The sequence below is a fragment of the Bradyrhizobium hereditatis genome (genome assembly GCF_020329435.1).
Lineage (GTDB): Bacteria > Pseudomonadota > Alphaproteobacteria > Rhizobiales > Xanthobacteraceae > Bradyrhizobium > Bradyrhizobium hereditatis.
The window spans coordinates 148,832-173,825 of sequence record NZ_JAGKJK010000006.1; the positions used below are offsets into that span (position 1 = coordinate 148,832).

Sequence of the window (24,994 nt, forward strand, 5' to 3'; positions counted from 1 at the left end):
GAGAATAGATCATGGCTCGCGTCAAATTTCTTTGTGATGCCGACCGCTGCATCGAGTGCAATGCCTGCGTGACGGCCTGCAAGAACGAACATGAAGTGCCCTGGGGCATCAATCGCCGCCGTGTCGTCACCATCAATGACGGCAAGCCCGGCGAACGTTCAGTCTCGATGGCCTGCATGCACTGCACGGATGCGCCGTGCGCTGCCGTTTGCCCGGTGTCGTGCTTCTACACCACGGCCGACGGCGTCGTGCTGCACTCCAAGGACCTGTGCATCGGCTGCGGCTACTGCTTCTACGCCTGTCCGTTCGGAGCGCCGCAATATCCGAAGGTCGGCAACTTCGGCTCGCGCGGCAAGATGGATAAGTGCACCTACTGCGCGGGTGGCCCGGAGGCCGACTCCACGCCGGCCGAGTACGCCAAATACGGCGCCAACCGGCTGGCCGAGGGCAAGCTGCCGATCTGCGCCGAGATGTGCTCGACCAAGTCGCTGCTGGCCGGCGACGGCGCGATCATCGCCGAGATCTACAAGGAGCGGGTGATGAAGCGCGGTTACGGCTCCGGCATGTGGGGCTGGAAGACGGCCTATAGCGATTCGCCGACCGGCTGATGCAACAGCCGCCGCGCTCTGGCGCGGCGGCATCAGGATAATTCCGATACGGAAAGGCGTTGCGCAAATGCCAAGCTCACTTTCAATTCTCAGGTTAGCGGTTCTCAAACCCTCGTTCGCAGCGCTGGCGCTGCTGTTAGTTTTCGCCAGTCCCGCGGCGGCGCAGCTTTCCTTCAAGCCGACCGCTGAGGCCGTTCAGGAAGAAAAGCTCCTGAATGCGCTGAAGGAGGGCGACAAGATCACCGGGCGCGTATCGATTCCCGACGGGAGTGCTGCCAATCTGATCCAGCCCGCAGGGCGCGACTGGCGCGACTTCCAGCGCAGCAAGCTGCCGTGGATCGGCGGCATTGCCATCCTTGGCATGCTGGCTGTGCTCGCGATCTTCCTGATGGTGCGCGGCCGGATTCGCGTGCACCAGGGATTTTCAGGGAAGACGATGCTGCGCTTCGCGAGCTTCGAGCGGTTCACACACTGGCTCACCGCAAGCTGCTTCATCATCCTGGCGCTCTCGGGCCTGAACGTCAGCTTCGGACGCACCCTGATCCTGCCGCTGTTCGGCCCCGACGCTTTTGCGACCATGTCGGCCTGGGCCAAGCTTGCGCACAACTACCTGGCATTCCCCTTCATGCTGGGGCTTGCGATCATGTTCGTGATCTGGATCAAGGACAACATTCCGGGCAAGCTCGATTGGGAATGGCTCAAGCAGGGTGGGGGCCTTCTGTCCGACGACAAGCATCCGCCGGCCAAGCGTTTCAACGCGGGCCAGAAGGGCATTTTCTGGATCGTGATTATCGGCGGCGTGCTGATGTCGGTGTCCGGCTGGTTCCTATTGTTCCCGTATCTGCCCGGCGACGTCACGGCGCTGCAGTTCTGGACCGTGATCCACGCCGTAATCGCGATGCTCTTCATCGCCGCGATGCTGGCGCACATCTATATTGGCTCGATCGGCATGGAGGGCGCGTTCGACGCGATGGGCAGCGGCGAGGTCGATCTCAACTGGGCCAAGGAACATCATGCGCTCTGGGTCGAGGAGCAACAGGCGAAGGGCGGCGTGGCGGCCGACACTCCGCCGCGCGCGGTGCCGGCCGAATAGTCCGGTTCGGCTCAAGTTAAAGGTGAGGAAGTGAGATGAAATCCTTTGTTGCGGCTCTGGCGTTTGCCGTCGTTGCCGCCGTCGGCGTCGCGATGGTGCTCAACTCCTTTCAGGAATCGAGCTCCGTTGCCTTCACGACGTCAGGCGCCAGGGTCGGCGATCCCGGCCATAATCTGATCGGCCCGAGCTGACGGCCGGCGGTGGGCGTACCTGACGTCACGCTGGCGTGGCCGGTCGAAATCCGCCTGCCCAAGGACCGGCGCACGTTGCGCGTTGCCTTTGACGACGGCCGTACCTTCGACCTCTCCGCCGAACTGCTCCGGGTAACCAGTCCCTCTGCGGAAGTGCAGGGGCATTCCGAAGCCGAGCGCAAGACGGTCGGCGGCAAGCGCAATGTCGCCATCCTTTCAGTCGACCCTGTCGGCAATTATGCTGTCAGGCTAGGGTTCGACGATATGCACACAACCGGCATCTACTCCTGGGCATTCCTGCGCGAACTCGGCGAGAATGCCGAGCGGCGCTTTCAGGAATATCTCGACGATCTCCAGGCCAAGGGGCTCGATCGCGACCGGCCGGGCGTGCGCTGAGGCAACCGGAATGGCAGCAGCGCTTTCGGCGAAAGCTTCCCGTCGCTTCAGAGGCCGATCGGCGCTTCTGGCGTTTGCGGCGGCGTTGATCGCCCTGCCGATCGCGACAACATCTGCCTTCGCGCAGCTTCGCGGGCATGGCGGGCCGGTGCGCGCGCTGGCGATATCGGCAGACGGGCAACGCGCGATCTCCGGCAGCTTCGATTCGACCGCGATCCGCTGGTCGCTGTCACGCAACGCAGCCGAGCAGGTGCTGCGTTTCCACGCCGATGCGGTCAATGCGGTTGCGCTGCTCGGTGAGGGCCGTGCGGCGACCGCTGGCGCCGATGGCCGCATCGCAATCTGGACCCTTGGCAAGACCGAGCCCGACACCGTGCTCGAGGGCCACACCGCGCCGATCGTCGCGCTGGCGGTATCGCCCGACGGCGCAACGCTCGCCTCGGCTTCCTGGGACCGCACGGTGCGGCTGTGGCCGCTCGCGGGCGGCGCGCCGCGCGTGCTCGATGAGCATACCCAGAACGTCAATGGCGTGACGTTCACTGCAGATGGCAAGGCGCTGGTCAGCGTCAGCTACGATCTCAGCGTTCGCATCTGGCAGCTCGCGGGCGCACAAGCGCCGACCGTCATTTCGATGCCGACGCCGCTCAACGCCGTGGCCGCGGGCACTGATGGTGAAATTGCCGTCGGCGGCGCCGACGGCAAGGTCTACTTCCTGACATCCGGCGGCGCGCGCGCCGGCGAGGTCGCCGCAGGGCCGAGGCCGGTGATCTCGATTGCGATTTCGCCTGATGGTGGGACGGTCGCCGCCGCGGGAATCGGCGGCACGGTTGCGGTGATCGACCGCAAGACGCGTACGCTCGCACGCACGCTGGTCGGCCCGGGTCTGCCGGTCTGGTCGGTCGTATTCTCGCCCGACAGCCGCACGCTGTTGACGGGCGGCGCGGATAACATCATCCGGCGCTGGAACGCGGCGACCGGCGAACCGGTCGATCCTATTCTCGTCGAGACGGCGGGAGATCCGCTCGCTGCCTATGCCGGCGATCGCGGTGCCGAAATCTTTCGTGCCTGCGTCGCCTGCCACACGCTCGCCGCAGACCAGGGCAACAGGGCGGGCCCGACGCTAGCCGGCATCTTTGGCCGGCGCATCGCCACCGCGCCCGGCTACAATTTTTCCGAAGCGCTCAAGCACCTCGACATCGTCTGGACCCCCGAGACCGTTTCCAAACTGTTCGAGTTGGGTCCGCAGGCCTACACGCCCGGCACTAAGATGCCGGAGCAACGCATCGGATCGGAGCAGGACCGCACCGCACTGGTGCAATTCCTGGAGCGCGCGACCAAGCGATAGATCAAGCGGCGCGGTAACCGTCTCAGTTGCGTCAGTGCTTCGCGGGCGGCGCTGAGAAGACCAGCGACATATCCTCATACTCCTCGATCGGAAGCCTGGTGACGCCCGCGGAGGCCGGGGATTTCATCGACAATGCCGCGCCAGTAGTTACAGTAGAACGTTCATGGGAAATTGAATACGAGCGCATCGTGGTTGCAACAGCGAGCAGGGCGACTGCCACGAATCCGGAAATCAACAGGCGCTTCATGGAAAACTCCGTTGGTTCGAAATGCAATGTGGCTTACACCACCGCAATACGGCCAACGGTCACGCGCGAATGTGGCCTGAATCACCTATCACGATCTTGTTTTCGCAATTTGAGTCGGTTCCATCAGCCGCCGCGCGTTGATCTCAGGTTGTGTTGAGCGACGGCTGCCAGTTGCCGAGTTGCTGATCGCCAGCATCAACGCTCATGTTTGGTGCGAACTACCTACGGAGTAGGGCGACGACCTGTCCGCGGATTGAGCGGACCTGTCGGCTGACGTCTCAACGCTTCCGGCAGGAATACCTCATCAGCAGCGGGCAAGGCGCTGGAGCGTACGTCCGCCGCAGACTGGGCGCGCTCGTGCGGAGTCTGATTGTCATTGAATCTTCGCTTCACGTCGACACCATCGACCGGGTCGTTGACGCCGTGCTGAACGTCTCTGAAGTCGCTCATTGGAGTCTCCGGGACGTTTACCGATATCTATTCCGCAAAACGCTGCTGGAAGAACGATGTTCCCGCTGTGCCCCGCAGCAGGCGTTAAATTGAAGCCCCAAGCGTGGAACTGCCAGTGCCGCCTCCTGATTGACTCCAAAAAGGCGATCAGGAATGGAGCGGCAAATGAGCGACAGCACGGTCAAGAAAGTCTCCAGCAAGACTGCGCCTAAAGGGAAGATGGGCCAGACCTATCTTGTTTCCGGCAAGCGCGTCTCGATGCGCCTGTGGGAGAACGAGCCGCCGCAGACCGACGTGTCCGAGCCACGGGATTATGAGACCGTCGGCTACGTCATGAAAGGACGTGCTGAACTTCTCATCGAGGGACAGACGATCAAGCTGGAGCCGGGTGACTCCTGGCTGGTGCCTGCCCACGCCGAACACAGCTATCGCATTCTCGAGCCGTTCACGGCCGTGGAGGCCACCGCGCCGCCGGCGCAAGTGCATGGTCGTGATGAATGACTGCGTCGTCGCGCACACAACCTAAATTTGGGAGAACGAGATGGGACTTGAGGCACTGTATTTCTTCGGCGCGCTGGTGCTACTGACCGCGCTCATCTACGGCACGCTGAGCTACCGTTATCGCAACAAGTCAGCAACACGGGTAGGCGAAGAAATCACGCGGGAGCGGTATCGGCGGAACGAGGGCTAAAACAGAGCAATGCGGCCCCGTGGCGCTGCCCGCAGGACCGGATTGCAGTGACATGATTTACGGCGCGCTCTGGGAATCCTTTGCGCCGAGTGCGGTCTTGTTGCCGGCATCGCGGCCGGGGACGCTGACATGGACTTCATGGCCCTGGCGAATCGCCAGCGATGCCGCGGCGACGGCGGCCTCGAAGGCGGCTTCCTTCGTGTCGTAGCTGTTGGGCGCGTCTCCATCGTGAAGAACCGTCCAGCCATCCGGTTTGGAAACGATCATGTATTCGGCCAATCCCATCATTTGCCTCCTTGCTGCGGGAGAGCAACGTGGAAGCCCTTTTCCGAGTTCCTGTCGTGGCCTCGCATATGCTTGAAGCTGCGTGAGCGGCTCCGATCATTGCTGCTTGAATTGTGATCAGGTCTTCCGGGGGCGGCCGCGTTTGGCGAACTGCAATCCCTGCGTGTCGACGGCCATCTGGAGAAGACCTGCGCGCTTTAGCGCCTCGCTTCGCGCTGGCCCATGGGGCATGGCGCGCGCCTGTTCCAGTGCTGCCAGCGCTTCCATCTGCAAGTCCTGCTGGGATTTGGTCTCGTCCTTCTTCCCTTCCATCTGGAAAAACTAGGAGGGGGAAGCGTCTTCCGTCTGCACGGTTCCGAACTTTGGAACCTGTTCCTTCATACGAAGCAGTGGAAATGTCGCCGAAAACGCGGGGAATCACGCTCGATTTGTCAGGAACCAAACGTCCGCTCTCCGCTTCGATTAAGGAGGAGGTGTCCAATGAGTAAGGAAAAGCCGACTGATGATCCGCGCCAGAGGACGGACTGGGGATCACACAAGCAGAGCGACGAGCCGTGGAAGGAGAAGCCGGAGAAGGAGCAGCGATCGGGACCTGTCAAACCCGATCTTGAGAAATGGCGCGAGACAAACACGCACTAAGCCGAACGCGGCGCAATGATTGGAGACATTGCGAATGCTCGAAGAGAAATTGAAGGAAGCGATCGTCGCGGAGCTGAAGAGGCAAGCGGCGAATGATCCGCAATCGCTGAGCGTCGAACAAACCGACAGTCTTGTCGTGAAAGGCAGGATCGATCTCGACGATCTTGCCATGGTGATTGCAGGCGCCGTTGCCGGAGGACCGTAGGTGCTTGCGGACTCCGCGCGAACAGGAACGGAGATTGGCGGCGGACGTTCTCCCAAAAACGGTTGGACGTACAGATGACGGAACCACTGCCCCTATTGATAGAGAGCTCGATTGAAATCGCCTGGGATTATCTCGAGCGTACTGGAGAGTTGGGCGATGCAATGGTGGCTGGCCGCTTTCTCAGCGATACGATCGAGTTGATGGTGCGCCGTGGCGAGCGGCGGCGATTGATGCTGGCCAACAAGGCCATCACAGCCTATCAGCAATTCAGGCGGCAAACTGAACATCCGATCCTCGCCTCAGCGTGACGCCCGCTCCCTTGTCCAGGAGGAACCCTTTGCGTGAACGCAGGTTGAAGGATGTCTTCAACCAAAGGAGTTTCTCATGAAGAAAACGATCCTGGCTTGTACATGCGCGTTGCTACTGTCGACCGGCAGTGTGTTCGCGCAAATGCAACCGGCTCCAGGCGCAGCGCATGGCGATGTCGGCCCCGGCGCGGGCAAGAGCACCGCCAAACAAACCAATATGAAGAAGGGAATGACGACGGGTACGGCCAGCGGCAAAGTGAAGGCCCGTAGTTCGTCCAGCAGCGCGCCCTCCAGTATGGGCAACGTCGGACCCGGCACCAACAACAATACCGGTCCGCAGCCCGGTGGCCGTTGATTTCTTGCGAATGCCGTTGTCCAGCTTAGATAGCGGCATTCGTCCCATCCGTGTGTGACCAGCCCGCAGGCCAGATGCACATCACGCCCGGTGCTCCGCGGCTTTCCGCCGGAGCTCGTCAATCATCTCCTGGGCGCCCGAACGGGTGAGCAATTCACCGGATTTGTCGGGGATGTCGGCGGCGTCGCAGAGGCGCTTGAGTTCTTTCCTCTGCTCCTCCGTCATCGGATCAGTATGAGCATTCAGGACCATGGTGACCTCCGTGCTCCGAATCAACGTGGTTAAAGCAGGCTCGTTCCGGCCTGAGCATTGCAGAGCCAAAAGGATCGAAAGCCGATTGACAGCGTTTAGAACTCATGAAGATGGAAGGCGAGAGCGTACGCATCTGCGCTATCGAGACGATTGCTCGCAACAAGGGCAAGCTCATCAGTGTGAACTATGAGCAGCGCCGGCGGGATGGTGAGCAGCAATCGCGCAAGCGCGAGATATATGACGGTGGAAATTCGGCCGTCATTCTTCCTTACGATCCTGATCGAAGAACGGTGCTGCTCACCCGGCAGTTGCGGCTCCCGGTCTTCCTGCAGGACGGCGCGGAGCGAACCGTGGAGGCTTGTGCCGGCAAGCTTGACGGGGAGAAGGCCGAACGGCGCATCGTCAAGGAGGTAGAGGAGGAACTCGGTTACAAGATCTCGAATGTCGAACGATTGTTCGAGCTCTATGTCAGTCCCGCCGCGATCATGGAAAAGATCGTTTTCTTCACCTGCATTTACTCGCCGGCTAACAAGGTGTCCGATGGCGGCGGGCTCAAGGAGGAGGGCGAGGATATCGAGGTGATCGAGACGACGCTGGAGGAAGCGGCCGCGATGATCACCACCGGCAAAATCGTCGACGCAAAGACCGTCGTTCTCGTTCAGTATCTGCGTGATCGTGTGCGGCCAGCCGCGGCTGGACAGCGGTAATCAGCATCGTCCCTTACAGGAACGGCTTCCCGCCGGTCACCGCGATCGTTGCGCCGGATACATAGCTGGAAAGCGGATCAGCCAGCATCACATAGGCGGTCGCCAGTTCGACCGGCTGGCCCGGTCGCTTCATCGGCACCTGCTTGCCGAAATTTGCTACGGAGTCTTCGGGCAGGGTAGAAGGAATAAGCGGCGTCCAGATCGGCCCCGGCGCGACTGCATTGGCGCGAATGCCTTTCTCGGCCAGCATCTGCGCCAGCCCTGCCGTGAAATTGTGAATTGCTCCCTTGGTCGTCGCATAGGCCAATAGGCTCGGATTGGGCACATCCGAATTGATCGAGGCGGTGTTGATGATGCAGCTTCCCGGCTTCATATGGGGAACGGCGGCCTTGGTAAGATAGAACATCGCGTGGATGTTGACCTTGAAGGTCAACACCCATTCTTCGTCGCTGATCTCGTCGATCGACTTGAAGCTTGCCTGGTGCGCGGCGTTGTTGACGAGGATATCGATGCCGCCGAAGTCCGATACGGCTTTGGCAATGACGGCGCGGCAGTGATCGGCCTCCTGGATATCACCTGCAACAAGAACGGCCTTGCGGCCTGCATCTGTCACAAGCCGTTCGGTTTCCCGCGCGTCATCGTGCTCATCCAGATAGGAGATCAAGACATCGGCTCCCTCCCGAGCATAGGCGAGGGCGACGGCGCGACCGATGCCGCTATCCCCGCCTGTGATGATCGCCTTCTTGCCGGTGAGCCGGCCACTGCCTTTGTAGGAAGTCTCGCCGTGATCCGGGAGCGGATTCATCGCGCCGGTCTTGCCCGGCATCGGCTGGTGCTGGCTGGGGAAGGGTGGGCTCGGATAATGCAGCATGGTATGCCTCCGGAGAGTGCGCGGCCATCGCCGCAGCAACGTGTCGCGGCTTAAGTGAGACGGTGGAGGTTTCCAAGCGGATTGAGGCTGCTGGGTTCCTTCTCCTCTTCTTCCTCACTCTCGCGTTCTTCCTCACTCTTGCGTTGTTCAGCCTTGGCTTCCTCCCGCAGTTTGCCATCGCCGAGGACTTCGGCAATCGTCTCCTTGACCTTGCCCTTGGCCTGCCGGGTGGCCCTTTTGATCGTACCCATGGTGTTAACCCTTGGTGCGGTGCAGGTATGAATCAATGTCCAAACGACGCCTTCGTTCCTGACGCGTGCCGTGCCGTCTCTCCATCGCTTGCCGCCTCATGGGAACGTTGCGACACGCATCGCGCTTGGTTCTCCTCACAAGACAGCGAGGATTGATGTCGCGATCTGAAATCCGAGAGCTTGATGCACTGATCGTCGGCGGCGGGCCGGCAGGGTTAACCTGCGCGATCTATCTGGCGCGGTATCGGCGCAACGTCGTCGTGCTCGATAGCGGGCAAAGCCGGGCGGCGCTGATCCCGGAGACGCGCAATTATCCGGGTTTTGCCGATGGTATTGCCGGAACGAGGTTGCTTGAGGCGCTCATAGCGCAGGCGAACACATACGGCGTTGAAATCATCCGGGACCGGATCACGGAGCTACAATCCATCGAGGGCGGCTTCCAAGGAAGATGTTCGGAAGGGGTCATCAAGGCAAAGCGGGCGGTGATGGCAAGTGGATTGGTCGACCGCGATCTCGGCAATTCTGATTTGCAGGAAGCCGTCGGCGACGGGCTGGTCCGGTACTGTCCGATCTGCGACGGCTTCGAGGCCTCGGACCTGCGCATCGGCGTTCTCGGGAACGCCAATGATGTGGGCCCGAAAGCATTGTTTCTCCGTACCTATTCCAAACACGTCGCCTTGCTGACGCTGGACGGCAAGGGCTGTGACGAACCGCTGACGCGCGAACTGTCGGAAGCGGGCATTCGCCTTCTCAGCGCCCGCGCCGTGGACTTCCGCAGGCAAGGCAAGCAGATGACTGTTTGCCTGAGCGACGGAACGGCTGAAGTTTTCGACGTGATCTATCCGGTCCTGGGCTGCGAGGTCCGTTCCGAATTGGGAAGGAAGCTCGGCGCCCGTCATAACAATATCGGATGTCTGGAGGTCGATGCGCATCAACGGACGAATGTGCCGGGACTATACGCCATTGGCGATGCGGTTTCTGACCTGCACCAGATCGCGGTGGCAACGGGCCATGCCGCCGTCGCTGCTACCCATATCCACAATAGCTTGCCGCGCAATTTCCGCTGATGGCCCGGGCAGGGGCTCATGACTGATTGTTGAGTTCAATCTCGGCTAGCGGGCCCACGGCAGGCGCATTGAGCGGCGTCCCGTCAAATGCGAAGTGTGAACCATGACAGGGACAGTCCCAGCACGTTTCGAATGAATTCCAGTGCAGGTGGCAACCGACATGCGTGCAGGCCGCTGAGCGGGCGTAAAGCTTGCCGGCCTCATCGCGATAGGCGGCGATCTTGCTGGGGCCGTGGCGTATGATGGCGCCGTGTCCGGCCTTCAAATCGCTCACGGCGCACAGTTCGCCTGGCGCGAGATACTCGGCAAAATTCTTCACCGGAGTCAGATTCTCCTTCAAGAAGTTGCCGATGCCGGCCGGCGTCTTGCGTGAGGGCTCGTAGACGTCGGTCCACTTGCATTCGCGGCCCAGGATCAATGCCGCATTGATCATGGCGCCCGCCACGCCATGAGTCATGCCTTGGCCGGAATCGCCGGTATGCACGTAGATGCTGTTGTTTCCCGGGTTTTTGCCGATGAAACCGGCATAGTCGATGGTCTCGAGAACCTGGCCTGACCAGCGGTGGGTGACCTCCTGTGCGGCAGGGATGAGATTGCGCGTCCAGGCTTCTAGCGCCTCAAATCGCACCTCGGCGTCATCAGCTTCGCCGCTCTTGTGATCGCTGCCTCCGACGATGACATAGTCGGTTCTGTCGTCCCCCGGCCGGAGCCGCACGTAGTGGTAGGGGTCCAGCGTATCCCAATAGAGGGCGTCCGGGATCGCGCCCTTTTGGATCGAGAATGCCATCGCATAGGTGCGGTAGGGCGCCATTTTCGTATGCAGGGCAAATCGGTCCACGATTGGCGAATTCGTCGTCACGACTGCCGCGCCGGCTGTGATCTTGCCGCCGGCTGTCGTGACGACGACCTTGCCGTCGTCACGCTCCTCGACGCTTTCCACGGCCGTACCGGCATGGAACCTGCCACCCCTTGCTTCGATAGCCGCAACGAGACCCTTCAGATATTTGAGAGGATGGAACGTACCCTGACGCGGATAGCGCAGCACGTGCTGCTGCTCGCAGTGAGCGAAGGGAAGCCCGACCAGCCGATGGACGGGCGCACCGATTTTGCGAGCGGCATCCAGCTCATCCTCGATGATCTTCGAGTCGGTGTTGAGCGCCTGGAAGAGATAGCCGTCGAGGCGACGGAAATCGCAATTGATGGATTCCCTGTTTTGTATCTCCTCAATGCGGTCGACCGCCGCCGCCTGGCTTTCGTAGAACCGGCGCGAAATGTCCTCGCCGCGTAGTCCGATCATTGCCGAGGTGAGGTCGTCACATTGAGGAGCAAGGTGCGCCGTGGTGCGCGCTGTCATGTTACCGGCGATCTTGCCGCGATCGATGATCATCACGCGCGAGCCTTCGACGGCAAGCTCGTAAGCGGTGGAAATTCCGGCAATCCCTGCGCCGATGATGACAACGTCGCATTCCGCGTTGCTCCGCAGCGGTGCTGCGTGAGGAGCGGCGTCAACCTCCATCCATAAGGACCGGCTGCGCCGGTCGGCAAAATGGCTCATCCGGAAAATCCGAACCTAAGAATATTGTCGAAGGGCCAACGGCAGATCGGCGCCTTGGTTCCTCCGGTTCCTCTCCGATCAGGCCATCACATCAGCTCAATCAAGCGTTGGGCGTCGGCAGGTGCGGCGCTCTTCTGGTCGTTGTCGAAATAGACGAATACGTCGCATCCCTGCCGCTTCCAGGACCTGATGCGGCGCGCCCAATTGCAAAGAGCGGCGTCCGCGTAATGGTCCTTGTAGCGGCCCTGGGGCCCGTGCCCGCGCACATAGACGAAGTCGGCGGTGCGCTTCCAAGGCGCCGGCGCGTCATGATGGTCCGAAATGCAAAGCGAGATGTTCTGCTCGTGCAGCAAGCGGAAGATCGCCGGCTCATACCAGCTCGGATGCCTGAACTCGAAGCTATAGCGGCGCCTCTTCGAGAGCAGCTTGAAGAAGGCGGCGAGGCGGTCCGCGTTCACCTTGAAATTCGGCGGCAGCTGAAACAGCACCGGGCCGGCTTTCTTGCCAAGCAGCGAGAGGCGGCTTTCGAGCAGCTCGAGGCTGTTGACCGAATTCTCCGAAAGTCGTTTCCAGTGAGTGATGAATTTCGATGCTTTCCAGGCGAACACGAAGTCGTGCCCGGTCTGCGCGCGCCAGCTTTTGATGGCCTCCGGGGTCGGCGTTCGGTAGAACACGCCGTTCAATTCGGTCGTCGGAAACCGGCCGGCATAGAATTGCAATTGCTCCTTGAGCGGCAGTCCCTTGGGAAAGAACGGACCGCGCCAGGAATCGTAGTGCCAGCCTGAGGTGCCGATCAGGACCCGTGGCATGGCATCACGGTTTCAGCATCTTCGGATCGCGAACGCAATCGCTGCGAACGTCTCCGTCGCCGTGCCAAGCCAGCGCGTTCATCGCCAAAGCTCTCCGCATCAGTAGATGAGGAAATGATCAGTGACGATGAGTTGTTCCTGCCTCAGGAAACGGAGGCGATGGTTGTTCCTGAGATTTGGTTCAGCGAGGCGGGAGGATCAAGCCTGGTCAGGCTTGTCGGAGCCATCCAGCTCGACGAGATAGGCGAGCAGCAGGTCGTCCTGTGGCTGCGCGGCATCCCGTGCGGCTTCCCGGTACGCCGCAATCTCGTCCTCGGTCGAGCGTCGGGCGCGGAGCCGCGCCTTGCCGTCCCACAGAGGTGTGCCGTTCGACGTCAGGTCGGCAATATCCCGGCGCAGCCAGTACTCGTGACAAAGCTGCTGAGATTCCCGCAAGTTCTTCGCCTCGAAAGCGAGCGTGGGTCTTCCGCCGATATCCAGGGTGAAAATTGCAGGCGGCAGCATCATCCCATCCAGGCGACGTATCTGAGGACAATGAAGACGCCGACGGCACCAACGACGCCAATGGCGCAGGACATCCCGACGCGCATCGCTATCCGAACGAGAGTTAGGCTCATGCTGGCGGCCTGATGTTATTCGTCAAGCGGGTCAGCTCGTCCGAATCGAGCGGATCTGCAACGAACTTGGTTTCGGTGGCGCCGCATTTTGCGCATTCGAAAATCCGCTTTTCGGCATGGTCGGCGCCCAGCACAACGTTAGCCAGCCGCATTCGGGTCAAGCATCTGACGCAACGCGGACGTTCGATCGGCGAGAGGGCGGTGAGCATTTTGCTACCTCACAGCAAACATAGCCTGATACCGGCTCGTCGTCTGTCCGATCCCAGACACATCGCCTGCCGGAATATGCTTGAAAACCGCCCTCCCGAGCGGGAATTCCCGCAATGCTGAACCTGACAAGCTCTCTGCTACCGCCAAGGCGCGAACATGCGAGGGAACGATGGGGAACATCGCCGATTGATAAGGCAGTTGCCGGAGCCAACCCGGCTGGAGAGAGAAGGACATCAATATGAAATATCTTGCCCCGTGCCTTGCGCTCGCCCTCATGGCGACGCCGGCCATGGCTCAATCCATCGGAGAGAAGACCGGAATCAACGCGACCCTTGGCATTAGCCCGGCGACGGAAGATTTCGTAAAACAGGCCGCCATCAGCGACATGTTCGAGATCCAGTCCAGCCAGCTCGCACAGGAGCGGGGCGATGCGGCCGACAAAACTTTTGCCGCCATCATGATCAAGGATCATGAGAAGGCGACAGGTGATTTGAAAGCGATGGTTTCGAGCGGCGACCTGAAGGTGACGTTGCCGACTGGGCTCGACAGCGCCCACCAGAGCAAGATCGACAAATTGAAATCGCTCAAGGACGGCGACTTCAGCGCCCGCTATCAGCTTAATCAGGTGAGCGGTCATAAGGATGCCGTATCGCTGTTCGAGCGCTACGCCAAGGGCGGAGACCATCCGAAGCTGAAGGAATGGGCAGAAAAGATGCTTCCGACGCTGCGCCACCATCTGCACATGGCGCAGGAGCTGGCGGCAGGCAAGACGGTCGGAAAGCACTAGTAGGCGCTGCGTTGTTGATGGCCAACCTGGCACGAAGCGCGTTGGGACACTCGTAGAGAGCGGCGTCTGCGCGCACATTTAATCATTGAGGATTAGCAAGATGGCGAAGAAGGCAAAGAAGCGCAGATATTCGAAGGGTGCGTCGAAGAAGGTCGGCCGCGCCATGAAAAAGCGCAAATCCGGCACGCTTCGAAGCGGCCGATCCGGCAAGAAGGTGAAGAGCAGGAAGCAGGCGATCGCGATCGGCCTGTCCGAAGCGCGCAGGGCGGGCGCCAAGGTGCCCAAGAAGGGTTCAAAAAAGCGTTCGAAGAAGAGCTCGAGAAAGTCCTAAAGGTTTAGTCCGACCGCGCCAGATCGGCGGCGGGATAGGCCACCATCCAGTCGTCAAGCAACTCATCCCCGAAATCGTCGAGCGCGCGAAATCGATTACGCTCGGTGTTTCGGAAGGGAGAGATTTTGCGATTGCGAGGGAATGTCGGTTTTGCTGTCATCGGTCTGCGCCGCTCCGTCGGCGTCCCCCGTCCGCATGATGGGCTAAGAACGACGATCGGCTGATGGCGGTTCCTATGACGCACCGCGAAAAGCGGCGGAACTGCCGCTACGCCAGCGACGGCTGACCGTTGGAAGCGGATACGCCGCCGTCCACGGCAACATTGGCGCCGGTCACGAAACTTGCATCATCGCTGGCGAGAAATGCAATGACGGCAGCGACTTCGTGCGGCTCGCAAACCCGTCCGAGGGGAATTCGCTCCCGGAACTTGGCTAGCAGTTCCTCGTCTTCCATCATGTCTGCGGTCATGCCGGTCCGGGTCAAGCTCGGGCAGACGGAATTGACTCGAATGCCCTTTCTGCCGAGATCCAGCGCCAGTGACCTCGTCAGGTTCACGACGGCGCCCTTGGCGGCGTTGTAGGGGCTTGTGGCCCAGTCGCCGCCAGTTCCGGACACCGAGGCCGTGTTGACGATCGAGCCGCGCGTCTTCTCGAGGTGGGGCAGGGCGGCACGGCAGCCGAAGAAGACGCCGTCGAGATCGGTCGCCATTACGCTGCGCCACTGATCGTTGGTGATTTCAGCCGGGTCACCGCCTTCGTAGATCCCGGCGTTGTTGACCAGCACGTCCAATCGCCCATAGCGCTTAACCACGGTTGCTACCATCGCGTCGACCGCGTCGCTATCGGAAACATCGGCAACATGGGCCAGCGTAAGTTGCGCCGGCAGATCCTTTGCGACGTCGGCCAGCGGCGTCTCGTTGCGATCTACCAGTGCGACGCGTGCGCCTTCGGACGAGAAACGCCGTGCGGTGGCTTCGCCAATGCCGGAGGCTGCGCCCGTGACGATGACCACCTTTCCTTCAAAGCGCTTCATCGCCACTCATCTCCGACGGGAGTCTTCGACGCCTTGCGCAGATTACATTTGCGCATGCTGGCCGCCAGGCCGCGAGATTCGACTCAATGCTGCGCCCGTGCCGTCGCCGCCTTGCACCAGCGCGATGTCGCCGAGCGCGATGATGCCGACGAGCCGCTTGTCGCGATTGAGCACCGGCAAGCGACGGACCTGAATGTCGCCCATGTTGGCGCACACCTCGTCGAGATCCTGATCCTCGTAGCAATATTTGACGTCGGCGGTCATGACATCGCCGACCCGTGCCTCCGGCCCCCGGCCCATGCCGACGCCGCGAACCGCGATATCGCGGTCGGAGATCATGCCGACCAGCCGGTCATTGTCCGTGACGGGAAGCAAACCGACGCCGAGCGCCGCCATCGCCTGCGCGCAGTCCTTTAATGTATCGTCTGGGGTGCAGAGTTGCACCTCTGGGGTCATCGCATCGGAAACCTTCATGGAATCTCTCCGTTTGCCCGTTGCTTCACCCGCTAACAGGCATCTCGGATGGCTGTTCCTTAAGGGCTGATGAAATAATTTCCGACAAGAGCCGGAGAGACTTCAGCACCGGGCTGAAGTCTCTCCTCGATTGTCTACCAACGGTCGTTGTCGACACCGACGCCCACACTCACGCCCGGTGCACGGAAGCCGACGCCGGCCCGCGGTCCGTCATCCCAATCGCGATAATGCCGACGCTCGATATATCGCGTGCGCGGCGCATAGGCGTATGAATCGCGGACGATGACGCGGCTGCGGCCGCGGGTGCGATAGCAGCGTCCGTCGTCGTCACAGACCATGCGGACCTGCTGTATCAGGTCGGAGTTCGCATATTCATTGTCGCTATAGATGTCAGACGCATTTGCACTGCCCGCCACGAGCGCGCCCGCACCGGCCAGCAGGCCGATTGCAATCTTCCTCATCAGTTCCTCCTTGTTCGATGCTGCCCATGGCTCAAAGCGTCGCACCCGCTTTGGTTCCGGCGGTGCAACGAGCGAGAAGAGTTCCGTCGGGCCAAGCGTTGCGCGGAACAGCGCCGAACCATGCAGAGTTGTTTCGCCGTAGACACAATCTTCCAAGAACAAGGAGCGGAAAATGAAACGAGGTTTATTAGCCGGCACAGTTGCCGCGCTGATGCTGGGCACAAGCGCATTCGCGCAGTCGCCGAGCGACCAGCAAAGAACGAATACGCCGTCCGCAACGCAAAGCCCTTCGCCGAAAGCGCCGCCAGCTGCAACGTCGCAAAGTCCACAGAGCGATAAGTCGAACGCGCAGCAATCGCCGACCAATGCCATGGCAGATTCGCCGCGCCCGCAGGCGCAATCAAATCAGCCCAATCCGCCTGCGCAGCAACAGCAGGCGCAGCAGCCGCCTCAGCAACCGTCACAGACGAAATCTGACGGCAGCGCCAATCCACCTGCGCAACAACAGCAGCAGGCTCAGCAACCATCGCAGCAACCGCCATCGGCGCAATCGCGGACAAACGTCAACGTCTCGGCGTCCCTTTCCGAGAGCCAGCGTTCACGCGTCAGCATGTCGATCAGCCGGCTCAACGCCAAGCCCGTGACCAACGTGAACTTCTCGCTGTCAGTCGGCACAGTCGTTCCGCGCGATGTGCGCTTCCAGCCGTTGCCGGCCGACGTGGTGGAGGTGATGCCGCAGTATCGCGGCTACAACTTCATCCTGGTTCGCGAGGACATCGTGATCATCGATCCCGCGACTTACAAGATCGTCGACGTGTTGCCGCGCGGCGGCAAATCGACTGCAGTTGCTCCTTCGCCGCGGAAGGCGACTTTCTCGGATAGCGAGAGGGAAGCCGTTCGCAAGCACGCGCGTTCGTCGCGGTCGGAGCAGCGCGCGAGCAGAACCGAGCAGCGCACCACGGGCAGCGTCGCTTCTACGCGTGTCCGCGTCGGCGACAGACTGCCTCTTTCCGTCGAGATCAGGTCATTCCCTGAAGAGATCTATGTGGAATCTCCGCGGCTGCGTGAGTATCGCTATATCGAGCGGGAGAACAGGACCTATATCATCGAACCCGGCGAGCGCCGGATCATCGAGGAAATCGAGGACTGACGTGAAGGAAGGCTAAAAAAAGAGAGGCGGCCCAACGGCCGCCTCTCTTTTTGGCATGCCGCCGCAATCGACGGCGGTGGTTTCCGGGCTTTTACTAAAACGTGTGGGGTAATAGAAGGATGAGACCACGTTTCTAAGTCGTGTCGGGCGCGAGCTGGCCTGCGAAGTTCCATTGTCTGGTAGGCAACTTACGCAGCACCTCATGCGTTGGCCCGCATGGAGCAACGACAATGACCGCTGGACCGAAACCCCGCATTTCTCATAACGCTCTCATCCTCATCGGCGATGGACAAAAGGCACTCTTTTTGCGCAACAAAGGTACCCCGCAGCAACTCAACCTGCAGGTAGAACATGTTCTCGAGCAGGAGAATCCAGCCACGCGCGAGCAGGGGAGCGATCGTCCCGGACGCTCCATCCAGAGTGTCGGCGCGGCCCGAAGCGCCATGGAACAGGCCGATTGGCACTACATCGCGGAAGAGCGGTTCGCCAGCGCTATCGCCGACGCGCTCTACCGCCTGGCCCATGGCAATCGCTTCGAAAAGCTGATCGTGGTGGCGCCCGCGAAGGTGCTCGGCAATCTGCGGCAGGCCTTTCATACCGAAGTAACCGAGCGGATCGTCGGCGAAATTCCGAAGGAACTAACGTCGCATCCAATCCCCGACATCGAAAGGCTGATGGCGGCCTAGCAAATCACGGCCGCCGCAGTTGGTGGCCAGCCTGCATCGGTCAGGTCACCGGGCCCGGATTGAACAGCGCGAGCGCGTTGGTCAGCTTCCAATGCTCGGCCCAGGTCTCGCGACCGCTTGCTACGTCGAGAATAAGGCGGAAGATCTCCCAGCCGACGTCTTCGATGGTTGCATCGCCGGTTGCAATGCTGCCGGCGTCGACGTCGATCAGGTCGTGCCAGCGCTGCTTCAATTCGCTGCGCGTCGAGACCTTGATGACCGGCACGGCGGCAAGCCCGTATGGCGTGCCGCGGCCGGTGGTGAAGACGTGCAGCGTCATGCCGGAGGCAAGCTGCAACGTGCCGCAGACGAAATCGCTTGCCGGCGTTGCCGCAAAAATCAGGCCCTTTTGGCTGGCGCGTTCGCCCGGCGCGAGCACGCCTGCGATCGGCCCCATGCCTGATTTGATCACCGAGCCCATAGCCTTCTCGACGATGTTGGAGAGGCCGCCTTTCTTGTTGCCCGGCGTCGTGTTGGCGCTGCGGTCAGCCTCGCCGCCGGCGAGGTAGCGGTCATACCAGGCCATCTCGCGCACCAGCGCGTCGGCCACATCCTGGTTCGCCGCGCGCGGCGTCAACAGATGGATTGCATCTCGCACTTCAGTGACTTCAGAGAACATCACGGTCGCGCCGGCGCGCACCAGGAGATCAGCGGCAAAACCAAGCGCCGGATTGGCGGTGACGCCGGAGAACGCATCGGTGCCGCCACATTGCATGCCGACGACCAGCGCAGAAGCCGGGCAGGTTTCGCGGCGGCGCTGGTTCAATATCTTGAGGCGCTCATCGGCCATCTGCACGATGTCCTCGACGATCTCGCCGAAACCGGTCAGGCGTTCGTCCTGCATGCGCATGATTTCGTCGTCGGCGCTCATGCCCTCGGGCAGCAGAAGTTCGGGCTGCAGCTTCTCGCAGCCGAGACCGACGATCATCACCTCGCCGCCAAAATTGGGATTGCGGGCAATGTTCTGAAGTGTGCGGATCGGGACAGCCGCGCCCGGCGCGTTGATGGCGACACCGCAGCCATAGGCGTGCGTCACCGCCACCACGTCGTCGACATTGGGATACTTCGGCAGCAATTCCTTGCGAATGCGATCGAGCGCAAATTCGACGGTGCCGGCGACGCATTGCACGCTGGTCGAGATCGCGAGGATGTTGCGAGTGCCGACCGACCCGTCGGCGTTGCGATAGCCTTCGAACGTGTAGCCTTCCAGCGGCGGCAGCCTGATCGCGCCGCCGTTCGGCTTCGGCAGATTGTCGAACGAAGGCGCATCGGGCATCCGCACCAGCGATTCCTTGACCAAGCTGCCGCGGGCGATTGGCGCAGCGGCATGGCCGATGATCTCGCCGTAGCGGCGAATGACTTCGCCTTCGCCGATGTCGGCAAGCGCAACCTTGTGTCCTTGCGGAATCTGCTCGATCAGCCGCAACCCGCAGGCAAATTCGGCACCGGAATGCAGGCCTCCGCGGTTCGCGACGATCGCGACGTTATCGTCCGCGTGCATGCGGATGTAGAGCGGTTTCGCGGTGGCGGACTGCATGTCGAATCCTTCTGGCTGCATCAGGCAACGCGTAGCTGCCCGGCATGATCGAGGCAATCAAGGTCGAAACAGTACGTGGATCAAGCAGTCGCCGGCAAAACGAGTCGGCGGGGCAGAGCCTCGGCTTTTCGCCCGGCGTAGAGATAAATTGGCGGAAGACAGGTACGAATTGGAACTGAATAGTCAAATAATATTACTAGTCACGCCTACGCTTCCATGAAATATTGCCGCTGCTGCCGTCAATGGACAGCGATGAAGGTGCTGCGATACCGAGTTTCGGGAATGCAGGTAACCCAACAACATTTCTGGGAGACGCGCCTCATGACCTCTAAAGCCCTTCTTGCGGCCATAGCCTTGGCCGGGCGTCGATGGCCGCGCCGGCGGCCGTAAGCGGGCTCCCACGTCATGACGTCCCGGCTTGTCGTTATCCCGACACGGCGCGCGCATTCCAACCACGCCGAGGTCTCCCGCAGTATCGGCGTCGACATCATCGCCGGCCGCTACGCCGAAGGCGTCCGTCTGCCGGGCGATGCCGAGCTCACGGCGATGTTCGGCGTATCGCGGCCGGTGTTGCGCGAGAGCGTCAAGACTCTGGTGGCGAAGGGGTTGCTCACGACCAAGGCGCGGGTCGGCACTGTCGTGCGCGAGCGCGGCGCCTGGAACATGTTCGACGCCGATGTGCTGGCGTGGCATCTCGATGCCGGTATCGACCGCCGCTTTCTCAATGATCTCGCCGAAATCCGGCTTGCGGTCGAACCCCGTGCGGCCGCGCTCGCCGCTAAACGCCGGTCGGACGCCGACATCGCCGAGCTCAATCGCAGCATGGCGCGGATGCGCAGCGAGGCTTCGGACTCCGTCGGTTTTGCCGACGGCGATCTCGCACTGCACCTGGCGGTCGCCAATGCATCGGGCAATCTGTTCATGCGTTCGATCGGTAACGTCATCGAGGCGGCGCTGCGCGCCTCGTTTCTGCTCAGCGCGCCCGTCGAAACAGAGGATCGCGAGACGGTGCTGTTATGGCACCAGCGCATTGTCGATGCGATCGCAAGCGGCGACGCCGATGCGGCCGGCGCGGCCATGGCCGAAGTGATCCACAATGGGCTGCGTCGTCACGAGGGCGTTTCGTCGTCCGCCGCTGCGCCGGCAGAAGTTGAATCTGGGGAAGAATCATGAGTCCGCTTCGCGTCGCCATCGTCGGCTTCGGCAAGATCGCGCGCGACCAGCACGTGCCGGCGATCGCCGCGACCGACGGCGTGGAGCTTGTTGCCGTCGCCAGCCGCAATGCCTCGCTTCCCGGCGTGCCGCATGCGGCAACGCTCGACGAGCTCCTGCGCGATGGTCCGGAAATCGATGCGGTCGCACTGTGCACGCCGCCGCAGGTCCGCCACGCGCAGGCAGCTAGAGCGCTCGCCGCCGGCAAGCATGTAATGCTGGAAAAGCCGCCGGGCGCTACCGTCGCTGAAATCAAGCCGCTATCGATCGCGGCCACGGCCGCGCAACGCACCTTGTTCGCCACATGGCACTCGCGCTTTGCGCCGGCCGTCGAGCCGGCGCGGCATTTGCTGGCTGGCCGGAAGGTCACATTAGTCAAGATCACCTGGAAGGAAGACGTACGGGTCTGGCACCCGGGGCAGGCCTGGATCTTTGAGGCAGGCGGGCTCGGTGTGTTCGACCCCGGCATCAATGCACTTTCGATCCTGACGCGGATTTTGCCACAGCCGTTGTTCGTGACCTCGGCCGAACTCGCCTTTCCCGCCAATCGTGACGCGCCAATCGCCGCCAACTTGACGCTCAGCGATGCGCAGGGGCTGAAGATCACAGCGGAATTCGACTTCCGCCAGACCGGCCCGCAGAGCTGGGACATCGAGATGGAGACTGACGGCGGACCCGTCACGCTCTCGCTCGGCGGCGCCAGATTGAGGGCAGGGCACCAGCAGCTCGTCGATGCGCCCGATGCTGAGTATGCGGGACTCTATCGCCGCTTCCGCGAACTCACCGCGACCGGCGAGAGCGATGTGGATCTCGCGCCGCTTCAGCTCGTCGCCGACGCGTTCCTGTTGGGGCGACGCCGCACCGTCGAGCCGTTCGAGGAGCGGACATGAGCAATCCGTCCATTCCTCGCGTGGCGCGTTCCCGGTTCGGTGTCCTGCCCGACGGCAGCGAGGTCGAGCGCATCGTCCTGCAGTCCGCGGAAGGGCTGGAAGCGTGCATCATCACCTATGGTGCCAGCTTGCAGGCGTTGCTGGTGCCGGATACCGCCGGACGCCGCGACGATGTCGTGCTCGGGCACGACGCGTTCGAAGGATATCTCGCGCGCCGGCAGTTCTTCGGCGCGACCGTCGGGCGCTATGCCAATCGTATCGCTGGTGCGCGCTTTGTGCTCGACGGCACCAAGGTGCAACTCGCGGCCAATAACGGCGCCAACGCGCTGCATGGTGGGCTGGAGGGTTTTGATCGGCGCAACTGGCGCATTATCGGGATTGATGACGGAGATCAGCCGGCCGTAACGCTTGCCTATACCAGCGCTGATCGCGAGGAGGGTTATCCCGGCACGCTGGATGTGGAGGTGACCTGGCGTCTTGCCGGACCGATGGAATTGTCACTCGACATGACCGCGCGGACCGATCATCCGACCATCGTCAATCTCACCAATCACAGCTTCTTCAATCTCTCCGGAGCGCGCTCGGGCCGGGATATTCTCGATCATCACCTCACCGTAGCGGCGCATCATTTCCTCGCCATTGATGCCGGCGCGATCCCGCTGCCGCAACCGCCCAGTGAGGTCGCCGGCACGCCATTCGACTTTCGCGAGGGCTGCGAGGTCGGCGCGCGAATCCGCAATGACCATCCGCAGTTGCGCGTGGGCCGCGGCTACGATCACAATTTCTGTCTCGCGCCGTCAGGTGGCGAGCCTCGTTTCGCCGCGCGGCTTGCGGCGCCAACCTCCGGCCGCGTGCTCGAGCTGTTCACCAATCAGCCGGGCTTGCAGGTCTATTCTGGAAACTTCCTCGACGGCACCACCGCCGGAAAGGGCGACCGTCTCTATCGCCAGTCCGACGCCATTTGTCTGGAGCCGCAGGCTTGGCCGAATACGCCCAACCGGCCGGACTTTCCGAGCGCACGGCTCGCGCCGGGCGAGCTCTACCGTCACACCACCTCGTACCGCTTCGCGCATGCGATCCAAGGCGCAATGGGAACACAATCCGAGGTAGAGTTGCCGAGGGAGAGTGGGCGATGATCGGTGGTCCGAGGATGGAAGAGGTGCCGACGACCGTTCTCTGCGGCGAGCGGTGCCATCTTGGCGAGGGACCGACCTATGATGCCGCCACCGACACGGCCTGGTGGTTCGACATCGTCGGGCGTCGGCTGTTCGAGACGCGGCTCGACAGCGGACAGATCACTATCCATTCCCTTAATGTGATGGGCAGCGCGCTCGGGCGGATCGATGCACAGCGCCAGCTCCTCGTCGCTGACGACGGCCTCTATGTTCGTGAGACGGCGGATGGACGGATGACGCTGTATCGTCCGCTCGAAGCCGAAAATGCCGCAACGCGCTCGAACGATGCCCGGGTTCATCCCTCCGGCACCTTCTGGATCGGCACCATGGGACGGAAGGCCGAGCAGGGCCTCGGCGCGATCTATGCGCTGCATCGCGGCGAGCTGACGCGGCTCTATGAGCGCGTCACGATCCCGAACGCGATCTGCTTCTCGCCGGACGGAGCTGTCGGCTATTTCGCCGATACGGGAAAAAATGTGCTGTTCCGCGTCGACCTGGATGCATCGACCGGCCTGCCGCGCGGCGAGCCAGTTGCGCTGGTCACCCGACGGAACGGCGGCGGCATCGATGGCGCTGTGGTGGATGCTGAGGGGCTGATCTGGAATGCGCGCTGGGGCGGCGGCTGCATCGACGTTTACAGCCCCCAAGGCGAGCATCTGCGCACCATCCGCGTTCCAGCGCGGCAGTCGAGCTGTCCTGCCTTCATTGGACAGGATTTCTCGCGTCTGCTTGTCACCTCGGCCTGGCAGGGAATGGCTGAGGATGCGAGACGCGCCGATCCCGATCACGGCCGCACCTTTGTGCTCGACATTGCCGTGCGCGGCCGCGCTGAACCGGACGTGAAACTTGCAACCGCTTGACGGAGGACGACTAGGCGCGGGCAACCAAACGCGCGAGATGACTGAGTTCAAGAGCCGCCTCGAGCGGTCGGACGAGCGAGAAAACCATAGATCCTCGGATGATCAAGGGAGAGAAGCATGAGTAGCCTGAAGACGACATTGTCGGCCTTGGCGTTGGCGACAGTGATGGCCGCCACGGCGGTGACCGGGGCATTCGCCCAAAGCAAAGGCACCGTCGGCATCGCCATGCCGACTAAATCGTCGGCGCGCTGGATCGACGACGGCAATAACATCGTCAAGATCCTCAAAGAGCGCGGTTACGGCACCGATCTGCAATATGCCGAGGACGACATTCCGAACCAGCTCTCTCAGGTCGAGAACATGGTGACCAAGGGCGCCAAGGTGCTGGTGATCGCCGCGATCGACGGCACCACGCTGTCCGACGTGCTGAAGCAGGCCAAGGCCAAGGGCATCATCGTCATCGCCTATGACCGATTGATCCGCGACACGCCCAATGTCGACTACTACGCCACCTTCGACAATTTCCAGGTCGGCGTGCTGCAGGCACAATCGATCGAGCAGGGGCTGGGCCTCAAGGAAGGCAAGGGGCCGTTCAACATCGAACTGTTCGGCGGCTCACCGGACGACAACAATGCGTACTTCTTCTACAACGGCTCGATGTCGGTGCTGCAGCCCTATATCGATAGCGGCAAGCTGGTGATCGGCAGCGGCCAGAAGGGCATGGACAAAGTCTCAACCCTGCGCTGGGACGGCGCCACCGCGCAGGCGCGCATGGACAACCTTTTGAGCGCATTCTACGGCCGCAAGCGGGTCGATGCGGTGCTCTCGCCGTATGATGGCCTCTCCATCGGCATTCTGTCGTCGCTGAAGGGCGTCGGCTATGGCAGCGGCAACATGCCGATGCCGATCGTGACCGGCCAGGATGCCGAGGTGCCGTCGATCAAGTCGATGCTGCGCGGCGAGCAGTATTCGACCATCTTTAAGGACACCCGCGATCTCGCCCGCGTTACCGCCGACATGGTGGACGCAGCCCTCAGCGGCAAGGAGGTCACCGTCAACGACACCAAGACGTATAACAATGGCGTCAAGGTGGTACCTTCCTATCTGCTGAAGCCTGTCGTCGTCGACAAGAGCAACTGGGAGAAGGTGCTGATCGAGAGCGGTTACTACAAGAAGTCGCAGATCAACTAAACGGAGTGGCGGCGCCG

38 protein-coding genes are annotated in these 24,994 nt (G+C 61.7%); 23 read left to right on the top strand and 15 right to left on the bottom strand.

The features are described from left to right. The first annotated feature begins 11 nt into the window (after positions 1-11). The 5 genes from fdh3B to J6524_RS15900 all read left to right on the top strand — a co-directional run bounded on the left by fdh3B (position 12) and on the right by J6524_RS15900 (position 3,633). On the top strand, positions 12-608 hold the full coding sequence (gene fdh3B / locus J6524_RS15880; protein WP_028348819.1) for a formate dehydrogenase FDH3 subunit beta: 597 nt from the start codon (positions 12-14) through the stop codon (positions 606-608). A 67-nt stretch (positions 609-675) separates the two neighbouring features. Next, a complete protein-coding gene (locus J6524_RS15885) occupies positions 676-1,701 on the top strand; it encodes a formate dehydrogenase subunit gamma (RefSeq protein WP_225672077.1) in 1,026 nt (341 codons plus the stop codon). A gap of 35 nt (positions 1,702-1,736) precedes the next feature. Further along, positions 1,737-1,892 (top strand): hypothetical protein, encoded by a 156-nt coding sequence (locus tag J6524_RS15890; protein ID WP_225672079.1) that lies wholly within the window; start codon positions 1,737-1,739, stop codon positions 1,890-1,892. A gap of 9 nt (positions 1,893-1,901) precedes the next feature. Continuing rightward, the gene (locus J6524_RS15895) at positions 1,902-2,288 is read left to right on the top strand and encodes a gamma-butyrobetaine hydroxylase family protein (RefSeq protein WP_225672081.1); all 387 of its coding nucleotides are present in this window, start codon (positions 1,902-1,904) and stop codon (positions 2,286-2,288) included. A 10-nt stretch (positions 2,289-2,298) separates the two neighbouring features. After that, positions 2,299-3,633: a c-type cytochrome gene (locus tag J6524_RS15900; RefSeq protein ID WP_225672083.1), complete on the top strand. Its 1,335-nt coding sequence runs from the start codon at positions 2,299-2,301 to the stop codon at positions 3,631-3,633. Positions 3,634-3,664: 31 nt separating this feature from the next. Here the strand turns inward: J6524_RS15900 and J6524_RS15905 are convergent, their stop codons facing one another. Further along, the gene (locus J6524_RS15905) at positions 3,665-3,880 is read right to left on the bottom strand and encodes a hypothetical protein (RefSeq protein WP_225672085.1); all 216 of its coding nucleotides are present in this window, start codon (positions 3,878-3,880) and stop codon (positions 3,665-3,667) included. 222 nt (positions 3,881-4,102) lie between these two features. Further along, positions 4,103-4,330, bottom strand: a complete 228-nt coding sequence (locus J6524_RS15910; RefSeq protein WP_225672086.1) for a hypothetical protein — start codon at positions 4,328-4,330, stop codon at positions 4,103-4,105. Positions 4,331-4,495: 165 nt separating this feature from the next. On the opposite strand from J6524_RS15910, the gene J6524_RS15915 reads away from it, so the two are divergent. Together J6524_RS15915 and J6524_RS15920 are read left to right on the top strand one after the other, a co-directional pair. Further along, complete coding sequence (locus tag J6524_RS15915) at positions 4,496-4,831, top strand: cupin domain-containing protein (RefSeq protein WP_225672089.1); 336 nt, start codon at positions 4,496-4,498, stop codon at positions 4,829-4,831. Positions 4,832-4,871: 40 nt separating this feature from the next. Then, positions 4,872-5,021, top strand: coding sequence for a hypothetical protein (locus J6524_RS15920; protein WP_225672090.1), 150 nt, complete (start codon positions 4,872-4,874; stop codon positions 5,019-5,021). Between the two features lie 57 nt (positions 5,022-5,078). Here the strand turns inward: J6524_RS15920 and J6524_RS15925 are convergent, their stop codons facing one another. Both J6524_RS15925 and J6524_RS15930 read right to left on the bottom strand, forming a co-directional pair. Further along, on the bottom strand, positions 5,079-5,306 hold the full coding sequence (locus J6524_RS15925) for a hypothetical protein (RefSeq protein WP_225672092.1): 228 nt from the start codon (positions 5,304-5,306) through the stop codon (positions 5,079-5,081). A 117-nt stretch (positions 5,307-5,423) separates the two neighbouring features. Further along, a complete protein-coding gene (locus J6524_RS15930) occupies positions 5,424-5,618 on the bottom strand; it encodes a hypothetical protein (protein ID WP_225672094.1) in 195 nt (64 codons plus the stop codon). Between the two features lie 168 nt (positions 5,619-5,786). Between J6524_RS15930 and J6524_RS15935 the strand changes: the two genes are divergently transcribed. The 4 genes from J6524_RS15935 (at position 5,787) to J6524_RS15950 (ending at position 6,813) form a co-directional block, all read left to right on the top strand. Then, positions 5,787-5,945, top strand: coding sequence for a hypothetical protein (locus tag J6524_RS15935; protein ID WP_225672097.1), 159 nt, complete (start codon positions 5,787-5,789; stop codon positions 5,943-5,945). Between the two features lie 34 nt (positions 5,946-5,979). Continuing rightward, positions 5,980-6,150: a hypothetical protein gene (locus J6524_RS15940; RefSeq protein ID WP_225672099.1), complete on the top strand. Its 171-nt coding sequence runs from the start codon at positions 5,980-5,982 to the stop codon at positions 6,148-6,150. 74 nt (positions 6,151-6,224) lie between these two features. Next, positions 6,225-6,458 carry a hypothetical protein gene (locus J6524_RS15945; protein WP_225672100.1) on the top strand — a complete coding sequence of 78 codons (234 nt, stop codon included), beginning with the start codon at positions 6,225-6,227 and terminating at the stop codon, positions 6,456-6,458. 76 nt (positions 6,459-6,534) lie between these two features. Continuing rightward, positions 6,535-6,813 (top strand): hypothetical protein, encoded by a 279-nt coding sequence (locus J6524_RS15950; RefSeq protein ID WP_225672102.1) that lies wholly within the window; start codon positions 6,535-6,537, stop codon positions 6,811-6,813. Positions 6,814-6,894: 81 nt separating this feature from the next. Here J6524_RS15950 and J6524_RS15955 read toward each other — a convergent pair whose 3' ends face one another. Continuing rightward, on the bottom strand, positions 6,895-7,065 hold the full coding sequence (locus J6524_RS15955) for a DUF3072 domain-containing protein (protein ID WP_225672105.1): 171 nt from the start codon (positions 7,063-7,065) through the stop codon (positions 6,895-6,897). 110 nt (positions 7,066-7,175) lie between these two features. Between J6524_RS15955 and J6524_RS15960 the strand changes: the two genes are divergently transcribed. Next, positions 7,176-7,772: an NUDIX domain-containing protein gene (locus J6524_RS15960; RefSeq protein ID WP_225672107.1), complete on the top strand. Its 597-nt coding sequence runs from the start codon at positions 7,176-7,178 to the stop codon at positions 7,770-7,772. Between the two features lie 13 nt (positions 7,773-7,785). On the opposite strand, the gene J6524_RS15965 is transcribed toward J6524_RS15960, so the two are convergent. Next, a complete protein-coding gene (locus J6524_RS15965; RefSeq protein WP_225672109.1) occupies positions 7,786-8,643 on the bottom strand; it encodes an SDR family oxidoreductase in 858 nt (285 codons plus the stop codon). 50 nt (positions 8,644-8,693) lie between these two features. Further along, positions 8,694-8,894: a CsbD family protein gene (locus tag J6524_RS15970; RefSeq protein ID WP_225672111.1), complete on the bottom strand. Its 201-nt coding sequence runs from the start codon at positions 8,892-8,894 to the stop codon at positions 8,694-8,696. Positions 8,895-8,959: 65 nt separating this feature from the next. On the opposite strand from J6524_RS15970, the gene J6524_RS15975 reads away from it, so the two are divergent. Beyond that, positions 8,960-9,961, top strand: a complete 1,002-nt coding sequence (locus J6524_RS15975) for an NAD(P)/FAD-dependent oxidoreductase (RefSeq protein WP_225672113.1) — start codon at positions 8,960-8,962, stop codon at positions 9,959-9,961. A gap of 16 nt (positions 9,962-9,977) precedes the next feature. Here the strand turns inward: J6524_RS15975 and J6524_RS15980 are convergent, their stop codons facing one another. The 3 genes from J6524_RS15980 to J6524_RS15990 all read right to left on the bottom strand — a co-directional run bounded on the left by J6524_RS15980 (position 9,978) and on the right by J6524_RS15990 (position 12,829). Further along, complete coding sequence (locus tag J6524_RS15980) at positions 9,978-11,516, bottom strand: FAD-dependent oxidoreductase (RefSeq protein ID WP_225672115.1); 1,539 nt, start codon at positions 11,514-11,516, stop codon at positions 9,978-9,980. 86 nt (positions 11,517-11,602) lie between these two features. Further along, positions 11,603-12,325, bottom strand: coding sequence for a DUF72 domain-containing protein (locus J6524_RS15985; protein WP_225672117.1), 723 nt, complete (start codon positions 12,323-12,325; stop codon positions 11,603-11,605). 198 nt (positions 12,326-12,523) lie between these two features. Then, complete coding sequence (locus J6524_RS15990) at positions 12,524-12,829, bottom strand: hypothetical protein (protein ID WP_225672119.1); 306 nt, start codon at positions 12,827-12,829, stop codon at positions 12,524-12,526. Between the two features lie 125 nt (positions 12,830-12,954). Between J6524_RS15990 and J6524_RS15995 the strand changes: the two genes are divergently transcribed. The 3 genes from J6524_RS15995 (at position 12,955) to J6524_RS16005 (ending at position 14,270) form a co-directional block, all read left to right on the top strand. Further along, entirely contained in the window at positions 12,955-13,272 is a 318-nt protein-coding gene (locus J6524_RS15995) for a hypothetical protein (RefSeq protein ID WP_225672121.1), read from the top strand. A gap of 118 nt (positions 13,273-13,390) precedes the next feature. Then, the gene (locus J6524_RS16000) at positions 13,391-13,939 is read left to right on the top strand and encodes a DUF4142 domain-containing protein (RefSeq protein ID WP_225672123.1); all 549 of its coding nucleotides are present in this window, start codon (positions 13,391-13,393) and stop codon (positions 13,937-13,939) included. Between the two features lie 100 nt (positions 13,940-14,039). Next, positions 14,040-14,270, top strand: coding sequence for a DUF6496 domain-containing protein (locus tag J6524_RS16005; RefSeq protein ID WP_225672126.1), 231 nt, complete (start codon positions 14,040-14,042; stop codon positions 14,268-14,270). A 4-nt stretch (positions 14,271-14,274) separates the two neighbouring features. On the opposite strand, the gene J6524_RS16010 is transcribed toward J6524_RS16005, so the two are convergent. The 4 genes from J6524_RS16010 to J6524_RS16025 form a co-directional block, all read right to left on the bottom strand. Beyond that, positions 14,275-14,430 (bottom strand): hypothetical protein, encoded by a 156-nt coding sequence (locus J6524_RS16010; protein ID WP_225672128.1) that lies wholly within the window; start codon positions 14,428-14,430, stop codon positions 14,275-14,277. 107 nt (positions 14,431-14,537) lie between these two features. Continuing rightward, entirely contained in the window at positions 14,538-15,302 is a 765-nt protein-coding gene (budC, locus tag J6524_RS16015) for a meso-2,3-butanediol dehydrogenase (RefSeq protein ID WP_225672130.1), read from the bottom strand. Between the two features lie 42 nt (positions 15,303-15,344). Further along, complete coding sequence (locus tag J6524_RS16020; protein WP_225672132.1) at positions 15,345-15,776, bottom strand: CBS domain-containing protein; 432 nt, start codon at positions 15,774-15,776, stop codon at positions 15,345-15,347. Between the two features lie 134 nt (positions 15,777-15,910). Beyond that, entirely contained in the window at positions 15,911-16,237 is a 327-nt protein-coding gene (locus J6524_RS16025; RefSeq protein ID WP_225672134.1) for a hypothetical protein, read from the bottom strand. A 370-nt stretch (positions 16,238-16,607) separates the two neighbouring features. On the opposite strand from J6524_RS16025, the gene J6524_RS16030 reads away from it, so the two are divergent. Together J6524_RS16030 and J6524_RS16035 are read left to right on the top strand one after the other, a co-directional pair. After that, positions 16,608-17,387, top strand: a complete 780-nt coding sequence (locus tag J6524_RS16030) for a DUF1236 domain-containing protein (RefSeq protein ID WP_312002394.1) — start codon at positions 16,608-16,610, stop codon at positions 17,385-17,387. A 230-nt stretch (positions 17,388-17,617) separates the two neighbouring features. Next, complete coding sequence (locus J6524_RS16035; protein WP_225672138.1) at positions 17,618-18,073, top strand: host attachment family protein; 456 nt, start codon at positions 17,618-17,620, stop codon at positions 18,071-18,073. Positions 18,074-18,113: 40 nt separating this feature from the next. Here the strand turns inward: J6524_RS16035 and garD are convergent, their stop codons facing one another. Then, entirely contained in the window at positions 18,114-19,649 is a 1,536-nt protein-coding gene (gene garD / locus J6524_RS16040; RefSeq protein ID WP_225672139.1) for a galactarate dehydratase, read from the bottom strand. A 405-nt stretch (positions 19,650-20,054) separates the two neighbouring features. Here garD and J6524_RS16045 point away from each other — a divergent pair, with 405 nt between their 5' ends. From J6524_RS16045 to chvE, 5 genes are all read left to right on the top strand, one after another. Then, on the top strand, positions 20,055-20,822 hold the full coding sequence (locus J6524_RS16045; protein WP_225672142.1) for a FadR/GntR family transcriptional regulator: 768 nt from the start codon (positions 20,055-20,057) through the stop codon (positions 20,820-20,822). Continuing rightward, positions 20,819-21,751, top strand: a complete 933-nt coding sequence (locus J6524_RS16050; protein WP_225672144.1) for a Gfo/Idh/MocA family protein — start codon at positions 20,819-20,821, stop codon at positions 21,749-21,751. Before J6524_RS16045 ends, J6524_RS16050 begins: the two co-directional genes overlap by 4 nt. Next, complete coding sequence (locus J6524_RS16055) at positions 21,748-22,887, top strand: aldose epimerase family protein (RefSeq protein WP_225672146.1); 1,140 nt, start codon at positions 21,748-21,750, stop codon at positions 22,885-22,887. Before J6524_RS16050 ends, J6524_RS16055 begins: the two co-directional genes overlap by 4 nt. 14 nt (positions 22,888-22,901) lie before the next feature. Further along, positions 22,902-23,786: an SMP-30/gluconolactonase/LRE family protein gene (locus tag J6524_RS16060; protein ID WP_225672569.1), complete on the top strand. Its 885-nt coding sequence runs from the start codon at positions 22,902-22,904 to the stop codon at positions 23,784-23,786. Positions 23,787-23,903: 117 nt separating this feature from the next. Further along, entirely contained in the window at positions 23,904-24,977 is a 1,074-nt protein-coding gene (gene chvE / locus J6524_RS16065) for a multiple monosaccharide ABC transporter substrate-binding protein (protein ID WP_283843313.1), read from the top strand. The last annotated feature ends 17 nt before the right edge of the window (positions 24,978-24,994 follow it).

Excerpts from the sequence above, each read along its gene's own strand:
- fdh3B (WP_028348819.1), top strand. The coding sequence starts at position 12 with ATGGCTCGCGTCAAATTTCTTTGTGATGCCGACCGCTGCATCGAGTGC.
- J6524_RS15885 (WP_225672077.1), top strand. The coding sequence starts at position 676 with ATGCCAAGCTCACTTTCAATTCTCAGGTTAGCGGTTCTCAAACCCTCG.
- J6524_RS15890 (WP_225672079.1), top strand. The coding sequence starts at position 1,737 with ATGAAATCCTTTGTTGCGGCTCTGGCGTTTGCCGTCGTTGCCGCCGTC.
- J6524_RS15900 (WP_225672083.1), top strand. The coding sequence starts at position 2,299 with ATGGCAGCAGCGCTTTCGGCGAAAGCTTCCCGTCGCTTCAGAGGCCGA.
- J6524_RS15905 (WP_225672085.1), bottom strand. The coding sequence starts at position 3,880 with ATGAAGCGCCTGTTGATTTCCGGATTCGTGGCAGTCGCCCTGCTCGCT.
- J6524_RS15910 (WP_225672086.1), bottom strand. The coding sequence starts at position 4,330 with ATGAGCGACTTCAGAGACGTTCAGCACGGCGTCAACGACCCGGTCGAT.
- J6524_RS15915 (WP_225672089.1), top strand. The coding sequence starts at position 4,496 with ATGAGCGACAGCACGGTCAAGAAAGTCTCCAGCAAGACTGCGCCTAAA.
- J6524_RS15920 (WP_225672090.1), top strand. The coding sequence starts at position 4,872 with ATGGGACTTGAGGCACTGTATTTCTTCGGCGCGCTGGTGCTACTGACC.
- J6524_RS15925 (WP_225672092.1), bottom strand. The coding sequence starts at position 5,306 with ATGGGATTGGCCGAATACATGATCGTTTCCAAACCGGATGGCTGGACG.
- J6524_RS15930 (WP_225672094.1), bottom strand. The coding sequence starts at position 5,618 with ATGGAAGGGAAGAAGGACGAGACCAAATCCCAGCAGGACTTGCAGATG.
- J6524_RS15935 (WP_225672097.1), top strand. The coding sequence starts at position 5,787 with ATGAGTAAGGAAAAGCCGACTGATGATCCGCGCCAGAGGACGGACTGG.
- J6524_RS15940 (WP_225672099.1), top strand. The coding sequence starts at position 5,980 with ATGCTCGAAGAGAAATTGAAGGAAGCGATCGTCGCGGAGCTGAAGAGG.
- J6524_RS15945 (WP_225672100.1), top strand. The coding sequence starts at position 6,225 with ATGACGGAACCACTGCCCCTATTGATAGAGAGCTCGATTGAAATCGCC.
- J6524_RS15950 (WP_225672102.1), top strand. The coding sequence starts at position 6,535 with ATGAAGAAAACGATCCTGGCTTGTACATGCGCGTTGCTACTGTCGACC.
- J6524_RS15955 (WP_225672105.1), bottom strand. The coding sequence starts at position 7,065 with ATGGTCCTGAATGCTCATACTGATCCGATGACGGAGGAGCAGAGGAAA.
- J6524_RS15960 (WP_225672107.1), top strand. The coding sequence starts at position 7,176 with ATGGAAGGCGAGAGCGTACGCATCTGCGCTATCGAGACGATTGCTCGC.
- J6524_RS15965 (WP_225672109.1), bottom strand. The coding sequence starts at position 8,643 with ATGCTGCATTATCCGAGCCCACCCTTCCCCAGCCAGCACCAGCCGATG.
- J6524_RS15970 (WP_225672111.1), bottom strand. The coding sequence starts at position 8,894 with ATGGGTACGATCAAAAGGGCCACCCGGCAGGCCAAGGGCAAGGTCAAG.
- J6524_RS15980 (WP_225672115.1), bottom strand. The coding sequence starts at position 11,516 with ATGAGCCATTTTGCCGACCGGCGCAGCCGGTCCTTATGGATGGAGGTT.
- J6524_RS15985 (WP_225672117.1), bottom strand. The coding sequence starts at position 12,325 with ATGCCACGGGTCCTGATCGGCACCTCAGGCTGGCACTACGATTCCTGG.
- J6524_RS15990 (WP_225672119.1), bottom strand. The coding sequence starts at position 12,829 with ATGCTGCCGCCTGCAATTTTCACCCTGGATATCGGCGGAAGACCCACG.
- J6524_RS15995 (WP_225672121.1), top strand. The coding sequence starts at position 12,955 with ATGTTATTCGTCAAGCGGGTCAGCTCGTCCGAATCGAGCGGATCTGCA.
- J6524_RS16000 (WP_225672123.1), top strand. The coding sequence starts at position 13,391 with ATGAAATATCTTGCCCCGTGCCTTGCGCTCGCCCTCATGGCGACGCCG.
- J6524_RS16005 (WP_225672126.1), top strand. The coding sequence starts at position 14,040 with ATGGCGAAGAAGGCAAAGAAGCGCAGATATTCGAAGGGTGCGTCGAAG.
- J6524_RS16010 (WP_225672128.1), bottom strand. The coding sequence starts at position 14,430 with ATGACAGCAAAACCGACATTCCCTCGCAATCGCAAAATCTCTCCCTTC.
- budC (WP_225672130.1), bottom strand. The coding sequence starts at position 15,302 with ATGAAGCGCTTTGAAGGAAAGGTGGTCATCGTCACGGGCGCAGCCTCC.
- J6524_RS16020 (WP_225672132.1), bottom strand. The coding sequence starts at position 15,776 with ATGAAGGTTTCCGATGCGATGACCCCAGAGGTGCAACTCTGCACCCCA.
- J6524_RS16025 (WP_225672134.1), bottom strand. The coding sequence starts at position 16,237 with ATGAGGAAGATTGCAATCGGCCTGCTGGCCGGTGCGGGCGCGCTCGTG.
- J6524_RS16030 (WP_312002394.1), top strand. The coding sequence starts at position 16,608 with ATGGCAGATTCGCCGCGCCCGCAGGCGCAATCAAATCAGCCCAATCCG.
- J6524_RS16035 (WP_225672138.1), top strand. The coding sequence starts at position 17,618 with ATGACCGCTGGACCGAAACCCCGCATTTCTCATAACGCTCTCATCCTC.
- garD (WP_225672139.1), bottom strand. The coding sequence starts at position 19,649 with ATGCAGTCCGCCACCGCGAAACCGCTCTACATCCGCATGCACGCGGAC.
- J6524_RS16045 (WP_225672142.1), top strand. The coding sequence starts at position 20,055 with ATGACGTCCCGGCTTGTCGTTATCCCGACACGGCGCGCGCATTCCAAC.
- J6524_RS16050 (WP_225672144.1), top strand. The coding sequence starts at position 20,819 with ATGAGTCCGCTTCGCGTCGCCATCGTCGGCTTCGGCAAGATCGCGCGC.
- J6524_RS16055 (WP_225672146.1), top strand. The coding sequence starts at position 21,748 with ATGAGCAATCCGTCCATTCCTCGCGTGGCGCGTTCCCGGTTCGGTGTC.
- J6524_RS16060 (WP_225672569.1), top strand. The coding sequence starts at position 22,902 with ATGGAAGAGGTGCCGACGACCGTTCTCTGCGGCGAGCGGTGCCATCTT.
- chvE (WP_283843313.1), top strand. The coding sequence starts at position 23,904 with ATGAGTAGCCTGAAGACGACATTGTCGGCCTTGGCGTTGGCGACAGTG.